The organism is Chryseobacterium mulctrae (assembly GCF_006175945.1).
In the GTDB taxonomy this organism is placed as follows: domain Bacteria; phylum Bacteroidota; class Bacteroidia; order Flavobacteriales; family Weeksellaceae; genus Chryseobacterium; species Chryseobacterium mulctrae.
This window is the reverse complement of the sequence record NZ_VAJL01000001.1, coordinates 1,471,252-1,485,181: the sequence shown is the minus strand read 5'-3', so window position 1 is coordinate 1,485,181 and position 13,930 is coordinate 1,471,252. Positions and strand designations below refer to the sequence as shown.

The following is a 13,930-nucleotide window of genomic DNA, read 5'->3' as shown; positions in this document are numbered from 1 at the left end:
ATGTGTTGAAAATCAATCTTTTAATTTTCAAACTCCTCAAACGGAATTTTAAGCTGTACTGAAACCTGCTTTTTTTCTTCGGTGTTGAGGTGTGACAATGATAGTCCCAATAATCGTACCGCTTTATCAAAAGGACGGAGTTCCCAAAGTTTTTTTGAAGTTGCAAAATATTGTTCGGGAGATGTAAAATATTCTTCCTTGGTAAAACTTCGGGTAAATAATGAAAAATCTTTGTATTTGATCTTCAAGGTTAAAGATCTTCCTAGAATTTGATGTTTCTGTAAACGCTGATGAAGTTCTTGGCTAAGATTTTCTAATTTTTCGTTGATCTGCTGTTCATCAAAAAGATCTTCGAAGAACGTACGTTCTACGGCAACGCTTTTTTGGATGCGGTTGGGTTTTACCTCAGAATGATGAATTCCACGAACAACATTGTAATAATATTTCCCCGATTTTCCGAAAAGTCTCGTTAAATCTTCAAGAGATCTGTTTTTTAGATCTTTTCCTTTATAAATTGCGAGGCTAAACATTTTGTTGGCGGTAACTTTTCCGACGCCGTAAAACTTTTCAACAGGCAATTCTTCCAGAAATTTTTCTATTTTTTCGGGGTGAATAGTTTTTTGTCCGTTTGGTTTATTAATGTCTGAAGCTACTTTTGCTAAAAATTTATTAATTGAAATTCCTGCTGAAGCGGTTAAACCGGTTTCTTCAAATATTTTCTGACGGATTTCTTTGGCAATCTGATTCGCAGATTCAATCCCTTTTTTATTTTCGGTAACATCAAGATAGGCTTCATCCAGAGAAAGTGGTTCTACCAAATCGGTGTATTCGTAGAAAATTTCGCGGATTTTTCTGGAAATTTCTTTGTACCGTGCAAATCTAGGCGGAACGAAAATTAAATGCGGACATTTTTCTTTCGCAGTTTTACTGGGCATCGCAGAACGGACTCCAAATTTTCTTGCTTCATAGCTCGCCGCCGAAACGACTCCACGATGACCACCGCCAACTGCAATCGCTTTTCCTCGTAATTCAGGATTGTCATACTGCTCCACAGAAGCATAAAATGCATCCATATCAACATGAATTATTTTGCGGAGTGGAAAAGAAAGATCCATATCACAAAGATATGGATTCTATGGTTTTTGTTGAAAAGTTCTATGTTTAAGATTTAAAATTTAGCCTAAATTTTAATCTCAACTTTATTTTAAAAGTTTATCAATTGTCTTTTGTATTTCCGGATCTTCAGGAGAAATAGCATAATATTTTGCAATGTTAGATTTTTGGTCAATCACCATATATCTCGGAATCCAGTTGAGTTCAATATAATTGTTGAAGTCGTTTTTCCAGCCTGAAGCAAACCAGTAATTTTCTTTTTCTTTCATATTAAATCTTTCCAGGCTGCTGTCAAATTTTTCTTTTGATCTTTCTAATGAAAAGAAAACGAAATCAATGTTCGGATTGTTTTTCTCCAATTCTTCAGCTTTTGGTAATGCTTGAAGGCAATCTCTGCACCAACCAGCCCAAAAATCAATGACTAAAACTTTTCCTTTATGTTGATTTAATATTTCCTGAACGCTGATGTTTTTTCCATTTTCATCTTCCAGTTTCTGATTTAATGCTTCTTTTGAAAATTGAGTTTTAGAAACTTCAGGTGTTTTTTGTGCACATCCCAAAGTGAAAATACTCAACATCATAAAAGTTAACAGCTGTTTCATATGCAGATATTTATTTTTACAAATCTAAACATTACCCTCTAAATTAAAAATGAAATTGCATGAATTGGCTTAAATTTAAGAATTGAAAGAATCTATAGTAAATGAAAAATCTGCAACTTTCGTCGCAGATTTTCTATTGTTTTTTACTTACATAATTCATAATCATTTGATTGAATTCTTCCTTTTTATCAATCACCACATTGATTGGCCAGTAATAGACCATATCTCTAAGATAGTCGAAAGTTTTCAGGCGTACATAATCTTTTTCAGTCGTTAAGATTAATTTGTATTCGCCCATTTTTTTGTATTCTTCGATGATATTTTTAATATCCGCATCAGTAAAATTATGATGATCTCTGAATTTCAGGTGCTTTACACGTTGCGAAAACTTTGCTAAATGTGCCAATAAAGGTTTCGGATTGGCAATTCCTGTGATCAAAAGAATGTCGTAATAATTCAGATTGTTATCCGGAAGCATTTTCTCTCTTGAATAAACATTTTCGTCATATCCAATAGATGAGAAAAACACTTTTTGACTGCGCTCCGGTTTTATCCTTGAAATATAATATTGCTTGGTTTCCTCAGTCAGTTCATCAGGACATTTGCTGACCATGATAATGTCTGCTCTTTTTGCTCCTGCTCTAGATTCTCTTAAATCTCCAGCCGGAAGAAGATGATCTTTAAAGTAAGGATCATTAAAATCGGTCATCAAAATATTGAATCCTGCTTTGATGGCTCTGTGCTGCATGGCATCATCAAGAATCAACACATCAAGATCCATATCATCGATTACTTTTTTTGCTCCGGGAACTCGGTCTTCGGAAACTGCGATTACAAAACGGTTTTTAAAACGCTCAAAAAGCTGCATCGCTTCATCACCCACAGTTTTATAATTACTGTCGTAGTTGGTTACATCATATCCTTTCGTTAATCTGCCGTAACCTCTGGAAAGAACGCCTGTTCTGTAATGTTTTGATAAAGATTTTGCCAAATACATCACCATTGGTGATTTTCCGCTTCCGCCCACAGAAAGATTGCCGACATTGATAATCGGTGTCTTGAATTTCGTAGACTTAAAAATTCCCAGATCGTACATTGTGTTTCGGATGCCCGTAACCATGTGATAACCTAAGGAAAAAGGGTAGAGGTACCATCTTTTCATACGCTGACAAAAATAAGAATTTTAAAACCGTTAATTGATATTTTTAATCAGTTTTCGAAATAAATTAACAATTTTTTTTGCCATCAAATTAAAGTATTTTTGCAGGAACGTTTAAGAAGTAAAACAAAGGACAATATTTTATCATTCCGCACATTTTATTTCTAAAATCTAATATTGATTCACATTGAGATATTTTATAGAATTTTCATACAACGGTAAAAATTACTTTGGTTATCAGATTCAGCCAAAAGATATTTCCGTACAGGAAGAATTAGAAAGAGCTCTTTCTACGATTTTAAGGGAAGAAATTAAAACAACAGGAGCCGGAAGAACAGATACCGGAGTTCACGCCAAGAAAATGTTTGCCCATTTTGAGACCGATCAGGTTTTGAGTGATCATCTTTCACATAAATTGAATAGTTTTTTGCCTGCGGATATTTCGATAAAACGAATTTTTGAAGTTAAAAATGATTTTCATGCTCGTTTTGATGCGACTTTCAGAACCTATGAATATTATATTTCTTTGGAAAAAAATCCGTTTACGCAGGATTCGGCTTGGCAACATTGGCGAAAACCTTTAGACATTAATAAAATGAATGAAGCCTGCAAAATTCTTTTTGAATATGAAGATTTTACCAGTTTTGCAAAACTGCATACCGACAACAAAACCAATCTCTGCAAAATGTATAAAGCAGAATGGGAGCAAAACGGAACCGAATTAAAATTCACCATTTCAGCAAACCGTTTTCTGCGAAATATGGTAAGAGCGATTGTAGGAACAATGGTAGAAGTAGGTTCTGGAAAAATACAGCCGGAAGATATTAGAAAAGTGATCGAAAATAAAAACCGAAATTCCGCGGGAACTTCTGCTCCGGCTCACGCGCTGTTTTTGGTGGATGTAGGTTATGAATTTCATTGATATTTAAACACAAATTTCACGAATATCAACACTAATCTTCACAAATAATTTTCGTGCTTTTGTGCTAATTTGTGAAAAATATTTGTGTAATTTGTGTTTAATTCAAAAAAAGATTAAAAAACTAAAAACTATGATGTCAATAATTATTCTTGTGGGCGCATATCGTTATTATGCAGGTTTGGCTGAGAGATTTGGTAAAACAAAATGGCATTTCGGGCTTTTGGCGATCGGTATTTATTTAGGATTCCAGCTATTGTTTTTGTTTTCCTACGGAATGTATGTTGCTTTTACAGATCCAAATTCCTTGAATGACAATAATTACGCAGGTTTTTCAGGAATTAATATTATCAGTTGGCTATTTGCGATTGGTTGTGTTTATGGAGTGTACAGAATTCTTGAGAACAGATTCATAAAAGAAAATACTCAAAGTCCGGTTTTGGAAATTGAAGAAATAGGTGCCGAACATACAAAGAACCTTCACTAAATATACATCAGTAAATAAAAGATATCTTTAATTTTCTATCTCAATTCTTTGACCAGTAAAATTTTAAAGCCGTATTTTTGCAGAGAATTTTTTCAAAACAATTCTTTACGTCAATTTCAATAATGAAAAAACAAGATACCTGGGCAATTGTAAAAAGGCTTTTCTTCATTGGGATGAAGTTTCGTTCTTGGTTTATTTTTACCCTGATTATTTCCATCATATTATCGGTTGTTTCTACATACAGACCTTATCTTACAATGCAGATTGTAGATAATGACATCACGAAGCTTAAAGATAAAGCGCTCATGATGAGGCATATTTATGCCTTGGTTGGGTTGGTTTTTGCCGAAACGATTTTAAATTTCTTTTTAGTTTACTTTTCAAATTATATTTCGCAGAATGTTATCAGAGACATTCGTGAAAGACTTTATAATAAGCTGATTTATTTCAGAACTGCTTTTTTTGACAAAACTCCGATTGGTCAGTTGGTAACGAGAGCAGTTGGTGATGTAGAAACTATTGCAACAGTTTATACAGACGGTTTTCTAATGGTTTTCGGGGATGTTTTGAGAATTGTCTTTGTTTTATTTATGATGTTTCAGGTTGATGTGCATCTGAGTTATATTTCTCTTGCCATTTTACCTTTAATGGTTGTGATTACAAGATTTTTCCAGAAAAGACTGAAGAAAGCTTTTGGTGATGAAAGAACCTGGACTTCCAATCAAAATTCTTTTGTGCAGGAAAGATTGGCGGGAATGCCGATTATTCAGGTATTTAATAGACAGAAAGCAGAGTTTAAAAAGTTTGATGATATTAATATCACTTTAAAAAGCGCTTTGCTGAGAACAGTTTTTATCTTCTCTTTGTTTTTTCCTGTTGTTGAATTGATTTCATCTCTTTTTATTGGTTTTGTCCTTTTTTATGGAGGTTACATTACCATAAGTGCGGGTGTGGTAATTGCATTTATTCAGTTTATTTCGATGTTGATTCGTCCTTTACGACAGATTGCAGACCGTTTCAATAACATTCAGCGTGGAATTGTTGGTGCAGAAAGAGTTTTAGGCGTGATGGATGAAGATTACGCAATGCCGAATACTGGAACTGTAAAAAAAGATCACTTCGACGGAAAAATAGAATTCAAAAATGTCCGTTTTGCTTATGACGAAAAGCAGGAAGTTTTAAAAGGAATTGATTTTAAAGTTAATCCGGGAGAAACTGTGGCAATTGTCGGAGCAACCGGAGCCGGTAAATCTACCATTATCAGTTTAATTACAAGACTGTATGATATCAATTCGGGCGAAATTTACATTGATGATGTTGAGCTTAAAGATTACGAACTGTATAATCTGAGAAGTCATATCGGCGTGGTCTTGCAGGATGTTTTCCTATTCCATGGAAGTATTTACGAAAATCTTGCATTTGGTGATGATGAGGTAACTTTAGAAAAAATAAAAGCTGGTGCAAGAGAAATTGAAGTTGATGACTTTATTGAAAGTCTTCCCGGAGGTTACGAATTTGTGGTAAGTGAAAGAGGTTCGTCTATTTCATTAGGACAGAGACAGCTTTTGTCTTTCCTAAGAGCTTATTTATCAGATCCTAAAATCTTGATTTTGGATGAAGCTACTTCATCAATAGACCACGAAAGTGAAAAATTAATCCAGAGAGCGACCGAGAAAATTACCAAAAACAGAACATCAATTATCATTGCTCACAGACTTTCAACCATTGAGAAAGCTGATAAAATCATCGTGATGGAGCATGGTAAAATCGTTGAAGAAGGTAAACATCTGGAGCTTTTAGATAAAAACGGATATTATTCTACTTTATATAAAGCACAGCTGAGACACGAAGTTGAGGTAGAAGAAAAACAGAGTTTATAAACCGTAAGGAATTATTTCTAAATCTTTTTTCCAGCTTTCACCATATTTTTTGTTTAAATATTGTGCAACTTCCTGATTATTCTTTTTTGCTTTTTCAGACATGAATGCAGTGATAACGCAGTTTTCATACACTACGTGTACTCCGTATTTTTCTTTGAAGCTATCGTGTTTTCGTGACATGATTCCGAACTGCATAAAGTACTTTACTTTTTCGTTTTTATTGGAAGCATTGTGATTTTCATTTCCCTTTTTAGTTTCTAAAATTACGGGCTCATATTGTTGTGCAGAAATTGACATTGAAGTTGCTGTAAAAATAATCAGAGAAACAGTTTTGAAGATCTTCATGGTGTTGTATTTCCCTTTTTGATGTTTAAAATTGCTTAAGGTTAAAATTTTTTTCAGATTTATGTGAAATTTTATTCATTAATAAAATTCTTTTTTAAACTTAATTTCGTTAATTGATTCAATAAGAATCAATTATGCAAACTGCGATTAAATAACTATTTGTTAACATTGAGTTCATATTAAATTTACTTTTCATTAATAACTAAACAGTTAGGTATAGTTTTTGCAATTAAGATAAATCATTAAAAATTTGCTAAACCCCATTGCTGATTTAAATATATTTGCTAAATTTATTAAAAATTTAACTTTCTATTGAATTTAATAGGGGTTGATGATGAAAAAAATGATGATTTTCTAACTTAAAAACAAAATGTAAAGATGAATAATATTCAAGACGAATTTCAGGTCTTAAAAGATGAATTGAAAAAATTGAACATTGATGTTCAAAAAATTGTAAAAGTAGGCAACGGAAGTATGGATTTCCATGAAGTGTTTTACAAATCTCCAAGATATGAGGATGTGAAGACGGTTTATGTACAAAGACACACGATGGATAATCTGATTTCCCGATTTAAAGAATGCTATAGCTAAAAATATTAAAAGCGCCTTAGAAAATTTCTAAGGCGCTTTTTTTATGCTGAAAATATTAGAATCTATATCCTAAAGAAAAACCACTTCTGAAACCTGCCCAAGGTCCGTCTACTTTAATTCTGGCTCCATTTGCATTCGTTTCTACGGTGTAATCTACAAAAGGAACATCTAAGTTTTCAATTTCTTTTTTTAGCTGTGCCTGCATTTCGGGGGTAAGAACGATATCACTTGTCAAACTGAAGTCTCCTTTTCCTGATCCGTAATGTGCTCCGGCAATCCAAAAATCCAAAACAAAACTGTGCTGTTTATTAAGAAAAAACTGCGCACCCACCATCAAACCACCACTGTTTCCATTAGCGTCTCCCAAACCTTTTAATGGAATTGGAATGGTTGTATTAAATGCAGTGTAATCATAAGTAAAATCAAAAGTATTGGTAGAAACTTTTGAATATCGGTAATAAGGTGCAAAATAAAATCCTTTTCCATACCCTTCACCAATGTAAAATCTCGGTTCTATGGTAAAATTGGTTGCTTTTATTTTAAGATTTTGAAATCTTTTTTCATCCTCATCACTCAAAAAAGCATTCATAAACGGAACTTTACCTTCTGCAACGGTTCCGAAACCTACATTTACAGCAAACCAGCGGTTGATCGATCTTTCGTATGATAAATTAATATTTCTGAAAGCATATCCTGTAACATTGGTTTTAATAATATTCATTTTATCTTCCGGAGCTGCCGAAACAGGTTCATTTACGATTTCCTGAGCTGTTGCTTCAGAAATAATAAAGTAGGGGATAATAAGAAATAGTTTTTTCATGGCTTTAAAATTTTAATTAAAAACAGATATAAAAGCGATTGTGTATGATGACAAATGAAAGAACATAAGTTTATGAAAACATTAAATCAAAAACCGTTCTAAAATCTTAGAACGGTTGCAAATTTTATAAAAATAATTTTATTTCTTTATGAATTTAGTAGTTTCTTTTGTCATTTTTGAATCTGAAACTTCAATGAAATAAGCAGCGGGTGGTAATTCTGAAACTTCAATTTTCCCGGATTTTACATCTGTGGTTTTAACCAGCTTTCCATCTAAGCCATAAATTTTAATTTTAGAATCTTTTGAAGTATTACCCTTTAATTGAATAAAATCCTGCGCCGGATTTGGGTAAATGCTTAGTTTCTCTTTTAATTTTAAATCTGAAACGGCGAGAAAAGTTTCATTTAAAGCTTGTGCTATATTGGTGTTTTGTGGAGTTCCCTGAACAGTAATCACTGCATTGGTGGTGCTTAATAATGGTGCTTTGTGCAGATTGTCATAATAGGCATATGTTGTATTGGCAATAGTTCCTACCGGAAAACCAAACACAGTAAGGTTGAAGTTCTGTATTGATTTTATCCTTAAAACATTTGGATACGTTTTCGTTCCGATGAGAAGGGTTCCGTAAGCGTCTGCTGAAATAGCAATCGTTCCCGAAAAATTTCCCGATCCTGCTGTTGCGCTGAATGTACCTGAAGCAGTATCGTTTTCAGAATAACCAAAAGCTGCAGGATAACCAATGAAAGTTCCGTTGTTGGTAGAAAAATTCAGCGTAGCATCAGGAGTTACCAATCCTGTGATCTCAAGTTTGGTTGCGGTCTGTTTGTAATAAGATGTACTTCCGCCACCTGTCATTTTAATAGTGGATCCCGGAAAAGTAGAAATCTCTGTGGAACTTGGTGCCGAATAAGTTGCTGAAGACGCAGAGCCTGCTGTTAAACTTGTATTCGTAAAGGTTACATTATTACCTGTTGCAGAATTATCCACCGTTCCGTTGATATTAACATTGTTGACAATTTCACCGATAATAGGATCATTATATGCTTTTGTAATCGTTGTTTGAGCAGATAAGAAACCTGTAGTGGAAATTAAAATAAGGAGAGTTTTTTTCATTTTTCACTTTTTATAAAGATAAATCATTTGTGAAATATTTTTCATAATATTTTTGATTATCAATAAAAAAAATCCACTTAAGTAATCTTAAGTGGACTGTTGGTGTGCGTTAAACCTATGTTTTTAGTTACTCAAAATCATTTTACGATAAGCGTAAATATCTTCTATAGTCACTACGGTCATATTTCTTTTTTCTGCAAAATCTATAATTTCAGGAAGTCTTGCCATACTTCCGTCCTCGTTGGTCAATTCACAAAGAACAGCATCATCACCAAGGTTTGCCATTTTTACCAAATCTACACTTCCTTCTGTGTGACCTCTTCTTTCGAAAACTCCATTTTTTCTGGCAATTAAAGGGAAAACATGTCCCGGACTTGCGATGTGTTCTGCCAAAGCATTTTCGGCAATGGCTGTTCTGATTGTTGTAACGCGGTCTTTCGCAGAAACACCAGATTCAACCCCTTCTTTAGCTTCAATGGAAATGGTAAATGCTGTTTGATTTTTTGAATTGTTGGCTTCCACCATCGGACGAAGATTAAGATGTTTACTTTTCTCTTCCGAAATGCACAGACAAACGATTCCGCTGCATTCGCGAATTAAAAGTGCCATGTCTTTTTCTGTAATGGTGGAGGCGGGAAAGATGATGTCGCCTTCGTTTTCGCGGTTTTCATCATCTACTAAAAGGATGCCTTTTCCTTGTTGTAATTTTAGAAGTGCATTTTCTACACGTTCTCTCGAAGTAGCTCCGAATTTTTCTAATAATTTTTCCATGTTATTTTAAGTTAAAATACACTTCGGTACATGGAAATGAAATACAACACAACAAGTCTATCAAAATAGTCTTATTGATTGTTTCATTTTCTTCTCCCATCCAGACTGTAACTGTCGGTTTTGGAATTTCACCAAATCAGTCCTTTCGTAAAAAAGGAGTCGCGGACTGTAACCGCCGGTAGGGAATTTCGCCCTGCCCCGAAGAAAACTTATGCTAAGTTTTACTGTATGTTTGTTTTAATTGTTGTTTAATTCATTAATTTTTTTGTTTAACGCACAGACTGTAAATTTCGGGAAGTTTTTTGAAATAGGGAAGAGGTTTTAATGAGAATTCAAACCAACCGCATTAAAAATAAAATTCGTGTATTTGTGGCTATTTATCTTAGCTCCACAGATTGCGCAGATTTTATTCTCAATTACCTGCGAAGATTTTTGTGATGATTGAAGTTTTACATTCAACTTTTTTGCCACGAATGCACGAATTTTATTTAATACGCTATTTGCTATAACTCTTAATTTCACGCAAAGGCAAACAGAGAATTTTAAATATTGACCGTTTTTAAGTTATACAAAGGCGTTAACTTAACAAAGAAATACAAGTATTTTGAATGATGAGAATATTATATGATTGTTTTAATTATTTGATTTTATTAAAACTATGAATTTTAAAAAGCAGATTGTATTGCTTCTTTCAGAACATCAATGTTGATATCATCCAGTTTTTTGAATTTTATGCAGTAGCTCGTGACGCTGGCTTTACCTATTTTTTCTCCAAATGTATTGGTTAGGTATTTTTTATTTTCAATCCCCATAATATAAACAGAAATTCCTGTTGTATTGGCGCTCAATCCAATTTTGTAAAAGTCTCTGGTTTTTCCATCAGCATATTTCATGAGATGAATTCCGTAGCCAATATTCGGATTGGAAACGATTTTGTTTTCATCATTTTTGCCGTCTAAAAACCATAATTTGCATTTTGGCATAAGCTCCAGAATAACCTGATGCAGATTTTCTAAATCACTGCGTTTAGGTTCTTTGTGACTTGTGATGTATTCGTTGATTTGTTCTTGAATGGGCATTATTAAAATTTAGAATTTAATTTAAAGTTTTTGTGAAATTCTAATTTATAAATTATTTTAAATCCTATTATTTGGCTCTGCAAGAACATTCGTGATGCTCGCTGATGTATTGAATTGATTCTTTACAAAGTTCCTGCAAAATAGAAACATCAATATCAGAAAGTTTTTTTATATAAATACAGGCTTTGCTCATTTTAAATTTTCCAAGATTAGGAAGTAATAATTTACTTTTTTCAGTATCGGAATAAATGTACAATGAAAACGCTGCTTTTCTGGGCGAAAACCCAATAACAGGCGCATCACCTTCGTGCCCGCTTTCGTATTTATAATGATAATTTCCAAATCCTATAATCGATGGTCCCCACATTTTGGGTTCAGAATCAGACAATTCCTGCATCAGTTTTATCAATTGCAAACTGTCGGCTTTTTTCTGCTCATTGTCAACATAAGAATCTAAAAAATCTTTTACGTCTATTTCGGTGTATGTTGTCTTTGTTTTTGCCATAATTTCGATTGAGATTACTGTCTTAAAATCTTTTCCATTTTTCTTCCTTTTGCCAATTCGTCGACTAATTTATCTAAATATCTTGCCTGTTTTGTCAGCGGATTTTCAATTTCTTCAATTCTGTAACCACAGATTACTCCTGTTATAAGATGAGCATTAGGATTTAGCTTTGCATTCTTAAAAAACGTTTCGAATGTTACTTTTCCGTCAATGAGTTCCTGCAGTTTTTGAGCATCAAAACCTGTTAACCATTCTATCACCTGATGCAATTCTTCAACGGTTCTGCCTTTGCCTTCTACCTTTGTAATGTAATGTGGATAAACCGATGAAAAGGTCATTTTTGCAATTCTCTCATTATGTTGGGGTGTAGGTTTCATGTTTTTATTTTATTAAAGTTCCGTTTTGATGTAGAATAATTTTTTCATTTTCTTCAACTTCAAGGGTGACGTCGGGTGTGTCTTCTTCGCCAAGAATATTTCTGTAAACTTTATAGTTATATTTTCCGTTGGTAAAAGTAATAACGTGATTTCCGCCACTTCCCTGAAATTCCAATTCTCCATTGTTCAAAATGAGGTCTGGTTTTGATGATTCTTTTTTACTTATTTTCCAGGAAGCATATCTGTATTTTTTGTTTTCTAATTCGTCAATTCTAATCAGATATTTCTTAGTTTTTATTTCGTAAGTCGGGCTTTCAAAGGTTTTTAATGAGCTGTGTACATTTTCTTTTTCGTTATTGATAAGCTCTTTCCTCAGCTTTTTTTCAAAATCACTTTGATAGTTTACCGCAATTATTTTTCCTTCATCACTGTCTATCCATACGGTTCCATTGTTGAGCATAATTCCTCTCCAACCAACTTCTGACCATTGTTTGAGTTTTGAATCAGCAATTTCATTAATAAGTAACTCGTCAAAAACTTCATTAAAACGTTGTTTAAACTGTTCTCTATTTTTAATTTCCGGAATCGGATATTCTCTTCTTAGGGGAAAATTCACATTTTGTGAAATGTCTTCAATATTTTTCTTTTTAAATAAATCAATAACATAGTTGATGTTGTCAACTTTATTGGTATCAATTTTTTTAATTTGAGAAAAGCAAATTTGAGAAACGAGTACAATTAAAAGTAATAACCTGAATTTCATTTTATAGTTAATAAGTCTGTATTTACAATTAAACCTGTTATTTTTAGTCTGTTGTTTTAAAGTCAATTAAATAAGGTTTAAGTCTTACTCCATTTTCTTTTCTAAAATTGCTGGAAATTAAAATTTGATAATGCTGATTAGGTTTCAGATCGGCTTCAAATGTCCAAGATTTTCCATCTTCACTAAAAAATCTTTCGGACTTAATTTTAGGGAAATTATTTTCTCCCAGAGGTCCATAATCTAATCCTGTATTGTGTTTTAATAAAGATTCAGAAAAGAAAACCGTAATTTTTGTAAGACCTGATTTTACATTTTGGCTGCCATTTTCAAATGGTAATAATTTTACAACTGTCGGTCTTTGTTTTTCGTAATCACTATTTAATTCTTCTAAAGTTTTTGGCAATAATTTGGTTAAATCAACAATACGTTCAACTTCTTTTTCATTGGTGTAGTCTAGCTCAATAAGCTCTTTAACTGCTTTTACTTTGTCTTTTGAAAGGTTATAATAGCGTTCGCAAATTTCATAACCAATATAATATCCTAAATCTCTTACTTTTAATTCATTTTTATTCTCTCCCCAAAGCCAATTGTAATTATTATTGATGATAAACAGATCAGATACAAATTTATCAACAACGATTTTTTGATTTGCTTTTCCGAATTCAATGGCAGGTGCATCAGATTTTGTATTGGTAACTTTGCAGGAAATAAACTCTGCAACCCCTTCATACAAACACATCGAAAGTAAATTTTCAACTAATTCTTTTTGTTGGGTATGGATGTATTCGTGGGTACACAACAAAGGCAGTTCATGAAAAGGATTTTGATTTTTATAGAAGTTTTGTCGCCAAGTTGGAAACTCATCAATGATGGTGGTTTTATCTGCTAATGACAGTTCACTTCCAATTAAAACCCTGTTTCCATCAATTGTTCCACCTGTTCTGAAAGCACCAAATGAAAAATAAATTGTGGCAGGTTTTAAATCAGGATATACTTTTTTAAGCTTCTGAATATTTGCATTTATTTTCGGGTAAAGACTTTTTACTTTTAAGGTATTGGGTTTTAATGAAGACCAGAATTTTGGATATTGTGTCATCCAGCTAATAAATTCTTTTTCTGAATAGTTGCGAACTTTAATCAGACTTTTTAGTCCGGGAGTTCCTTTATCAAGATAAAAATCTTTTAATAGCTTATATTGCTGAGCACTGTCTTTGGTAGCATTTATTTTGTCATAAGCATTCCAAAAATTATCAATGTCTGCTGATACAAAAATCTGTTTAGTTTTTTGTGCAAATGTAGCCGTTGCTAAACATAAAATGATTATCAAACTAAGCAGTTTCTTCATATTGTATTTAATAATTTTTCAGGTTGCTTCAACCCAACTAAATTAAACAAAAATGTGAAAT

Annotated in this window: 16 protein-coding genes and 1 riboswitch; of the genes, 4 read left to right on the top strand and 12 right to left on the bottom strand. The window is 32.9% G+C overall.

Annotated elements, in window-relative coordinates; all coding sequences use genetic code 11:
- Positions 1-20 precede the first annotated feature (20 nt).
- From dinB to lpxK, 3 genes are all read right to left on the bottom strand, one after another.
- Positions 21-1,115, bottom strand: a complete 1,095-nt coding sequence (dinB, locus tag FDY99_RS06625) for a DNA polymerase IV (protein ID WP_139420130.1) — start codon at positions 1,113-1,115, stop codon at positions 21-23.
- An 84-nt stretch (positions 1,116-1,199) separates the two neighbouring features.
- On the bottom strand, positions 1,200-1,715 hold the full coding sequence (locus FDY99_RS06620) for a TlpA family protein disulfide reductase (RefSeq protein WP_139420128.1): 516 nt from the start codon (positions 1,713-1,715) through the stop codon (positions 1,200-1,202).
- Positions 1,716-1,848: 133 nt separating this feature from the next.
- The gene (gene lpxK / locus FDY99_RS06615; protein WP_074232238.1) at positions 1,849-2,877 is read right to left on the bottom strand and encodes a tetraacyldisaccharide 4'-kinase; all 1,029 of its coding nucleotides are present in this window, start codon (positions 2,875-2,877) and stop codon (positions 1,849-1,851) included.
- A gap of 184 nt (positions 2,878-3,061) precedes the next feature.
- On the opposite strand from lpxK, the gene truA reads away from it, so the two are divergent.
- The 3 genes from truA (at position 3,062) to FDY99_RS06600 (ending at position 6,160) form a co-directional block, all read left to right on the top strand.
- Positions 3,062-3,796 carry a tRNA pseudouridine(38-40) synthase TruA gene (truA, locus tag FDY99_RS06610; RefSeq protein WP_139420126.1) on the top strand — a complete coding sequence of 245 codons (735 nt, stop codon included), beginning with the start codon at positions 3,062-3,064 and terminating at the stop codon, positions 3,794-3,796.
- A gap of 130 nt (positions 3,797-3,926) precedes the next feature.
- Positions 3,927-4,280 carry a hypothetical protein gene (locus tag FDY99_RS06605; RefSeq protein WP_139420124.1) on the top strand — a complete coding sequence of 118 codons (354 nt, stop codon included), beginning with the start codon at positions 3,927-3,929 and terminating at the stop codon, positions 4,278-4,280.
- Between the two features lie 122 nt (positions 4,281-4,402).
- A complete protein-coding gene (locus FDY99_RS06600; RefSeq protein ID WP_139420122.1) occupies positions 4,403-6,160 on the top strand; it encodes an ABC transporter ATP-binding protein in 1,758 nt (585 codons plus the stop codon).
- On the opposite strand, the gene FDY99_RS06595 is transcribed toward FDY99_RS06600, so the two are convergent.
- A complete protein-coding gene (locus tag FDY99_RS06595) occupies positions 6,155-6,505 on the bottom strand; it encodes an FEKKY domain-containing protein (RefSeq protein WP_139420119.1) in 351 nt (116 codons plus the stop codon). The genes FDY99_RS06600 and FDY99_RS06595 overlap by 6 nt on opposite strands.
- A gap of 378 nt (positions 6,506-6,883) precedes the next feature.
- Between FDY99_RS06595 and FDY99_RS06590 the strand changes: the two genes are divergently transcribed.
- On the top strand, positions 6,884-7,096 hold the full coding sequence (locus FDY99_RS06590; protein ID WP_066679427.1) for a hypothetical protein: 213 nt from the start codon (positions 6,884-6,886) through the stop codon (positions 7,094-7,096).
- A gap of 55 nt (positions 7,097-7,151) precedes the next feature.
- On the opposite strand, the gene FDY99_RS06585 is transcribed toward FDY99_RS06590, so the two are convergent.
- From FDY99_RS06585 to FDY99_RS06550, 8 genes are all read right to left on the bottom strand, one after another.
- A complete protein-coding gene (locus FDY99_RS06585; protein WP_139420117.1) occupies positions 7,152-7,916 on the bottom strand; it encodes a DUF3575 domain-containing protein in 765 nt (254 codons plus the stop codon).
- 138 nt (positions 7,917-8,054) lie between these two features.
- On the bottom strand, positions 8,055-9,029 hold the full coding sequence (locus FDY99_RS06580; protein WP_139420115.1) for a T9SS type A sorting domain-containing protein: 975 nt from the start codon (positions 9,027-9,029) through the stop codon (positions 8,055-8,057).
- 123 nt (positions 9,030-9,152) lie between these two features.
- On the bottom strand, positions 9,153-9,800 hold the full coding sequence (gene ribB, locus FDY99_RS06575) for a 3,4-dihydroxy-2-butanone-4-phosphate synthase (protein WP_139420113.1): 648 nt from the start codon (positions 9,798-9,800) through the stop codon (positions 9,153-9,155).
- Positions 9,801-9,884: 84 nt separating this feature from the next.
- Positions 9,885-10,010: riboswitch (FMN riboswitch) on the bottom strand.
- A 455-nt stretch (positions 10,011-10,465) separates the two neighbouring features.
- The gene (locus FDY99_RS06570) at positions 10,466-10,879 is read right to left on the bottom strand and encodes a DUF1801 domain-containing protein (protein ID WP_139420111.1); all 414 of its coding nucleotides are present in this window, start codon (positions 10,877-10,879) and stop codon (positions 10,466-10,468) included.
- A 67-nt stretch (positions 10,880-10,946) separates the two neighbouring features.
- Positions 10,947-11,384 carry a DUF1801 domain-containing protein gene (locus FDY99_RS06565; protein WP_139420109.1) on the bottom strand — a complete coding sequence of 146 codons (438 nt, stop codon included), beginning with the start codon at positions 11,382-11,384 and terminating at the stop codon, positions 10,947-10,949.
- A 14-nt stretch (positions 11,385-11,398) separates the two neighbouring features.
- Positions 11,399-11,761, bottom strand: a complete 363-nt coding sequence (locus FDY99_RS06560; protein WP_139420107.1) for a DUF2200 domain-containing protein — start codon at positions 11,759-11,761, stop codon at positions 11,399-11,401.
- Positions 11,762-11,765: 4 nt separating this feature from the next.
- Positions 11,766-12,524, bottom strand: a complete 759-nt coding sequence (locus tag FDY99_RS06555) for a hypothetical protein (protein ID WP_228448750.1) — start codon at positions 12,522-12,524, stop codon at positions 11,766-11,768.
- A gap of 43 nt (positions 12,525-12,567) precedes the next feature.
- Positions 12,568-13,869 (bottom strand): DUF2268 domain-containing putative Zn-dependent protease, encoded by a 1,302-nt coding sequence (locus FDY99_RS06550; RefSeq protein ID WP_139420105.1) that lies wholly within the window; start codon positions 13,867-13,869, stop codon positions 12,568-12,570.
- Positions 13,870-13,930 lie beyond the last annotated feature (61 nt).